The organism is Neobacillus sp. PVCKKU3, assembly GCF_058323225.1.
On the sequence record NZ_JBLVQN010000088.1, the window covers coordinates 1 to 1,840 of the forward strand.

1 protein-coding gene is annotated in these 1,840 nt (G+C 39.3%); it reads right to left on the bottom strand.

All coding sequences use genetic code 11. From position 1 onward, the window contains the following. Positions 1-254 precede the first annotated feature (254 nt). Positions 255-1,691 carry an IS6 family transposase gene (locus tag ACNQGS_RS28860; RefSeq protein WP_491490381.1) on the bottom strand — a complete coding sequence of 479 codons (1,437 nt, stop codon included), beginning with the start codon at positions 1,689-1,691 and terminating at the stop codon, positions 255-257. Positions 1,692-1,840 lie beyond the last annotated feature (149 nt).

Sequence of the window (1,840 nt, forward strand, 5' to 3'; positions counted from 1 at the left end):
GTAGTGTCAAAAGTTCTATGAAAACTCATTAGGTGGGTTGGTGCTTTTTCATTTATTAGTGGAAAGGCCACGCAATCGCTCTTGACAAACACGCCAATGGTTTGACTTCACTTTAACAAGGGCGACGGGGACAAAAAGAAGGCATGCTAAATAGCCCTTGGTTTTTCCATTTTAAACCATTGGCAAGTTCGGTTTGTCAAGAGTTCGCTTCGCCGATTGCTGGATTGGTTCAAGGGCTCTGCTAAACAAAAAAGTTAGGCTGTTTGCTCGATAATCCAGTCTTGAGCTAAACCGATAAGTTTTGACCATCGTGCAGGCATATTTGGAAGCTGCAGTAGCTCCGGATTAAGCACGGGTACCTTACCTTCTAATGCAGAATGTGGCCTTAAAAAGTTAAAGTAAGCCACAAACAAAGTCACAAAAGAAACAGATCCATGTTCAGAGCCAAATCCATGGGTGGATCGATAATTGCCTTTAAACGTACGATTAAGTCTTTCAATCACTTGTTTAAGTGGCCTATACTCAGTCGATACCGGATCTTCATTGGTGAGACCGATAACCTGCTTGATGTCGAAGTGAATATCGTGTTGGGCATAAAAGTGCTGGGCCAAAAGATAAATTGGATTGCCATCAACCACAAATGTAAGGTCTTTGGGAATCTCTTTTAGCTTCATTAACACGTCATCAATGGCACGAATGGCTGACACTGTATCTCGGTTTGGAGACACTGGATAAGAAAGAATAATCTTTTTTACCGTATCAAAGAAGAAAAACAAGTAGTGCCAACGTCCATTCACTTTAATGTAGGTTTCGTCCCCACAGAACTGGTCAGAAAGTTCATAGGGATAGTAATCTACGTAGGGTTTAAGGATAAGAGCTACAGCATTCTCGTAATTTAAAATACTCTGATGTGATATGGATACTCCATGTACATCCTTCATGAGTGCAGCTGTCTTCCTGGCCGAAAGGCCATAATTGACATGATAGGTTAAAATGAGCCCCAAAGTATGTGGTGACACATAAAGCCTTGATAAATCAACCTTTGGCTTTTTGGGAGAAGACTTAGATAATGGTAGAAAATCAATCTGAAACTGCCGGAAAATGTACCGCATCTTAAAGGATTGAGGATCCTTTTTGAACTGTTTCTTCTCTTTTGAAGACATACTGTTCAGCTTCTGTTGGTAATAGGGACAATCATTATTTTTGCACTTGTAGACGTCAAAGTCTTTTCGCTCCTTGATCTTTTCAAGGTTCTTAGAACAATGAGGGCACTTTAAAATGGCCTCCTTAGAATATCGACTTTTATCGTTAAAAAGACATGAACACACCTTGCATTGATACTGTCCTTTGCCTCCGTTATTGGCGTAAAGATAATCTGATGGAGCACCGCACTGCGGACAGGTCATAGATTTTGGCACACTTACTTTTGCGTTCTTACGCCTTTGAACAGGCTTTAACTGTTTACCGTTTTTCTTAAGATATTCTGTAAGGAGACAACGGTAATCAAGCTTTTGAAGTGTTTCGATGATCGGAAGATCATCCACTTGAAGTTTACGATAAGGTTTATTTACGGGTGTTTCTTCAGGCTTTTCAAACATACCTTTTCCAATCAATAAGGTAAGTAATGTTCGAATTACCTGATCTTGATGCTTGATAAATTCCATTAAATAAGTTAATAATTGAGGGTACAAACTTGTCACATCCTGGTTGTTAGGGATTAAGTGTGCGTGTGGTAACCTCACTTTTAACCTAAAACTACGGGGGTGGCAAGTTTTTTGCTTTTTAAGCCCTTTAAATCAAGGATTATTAACTTTTTTAATATAAAAGTTTTGACAATACG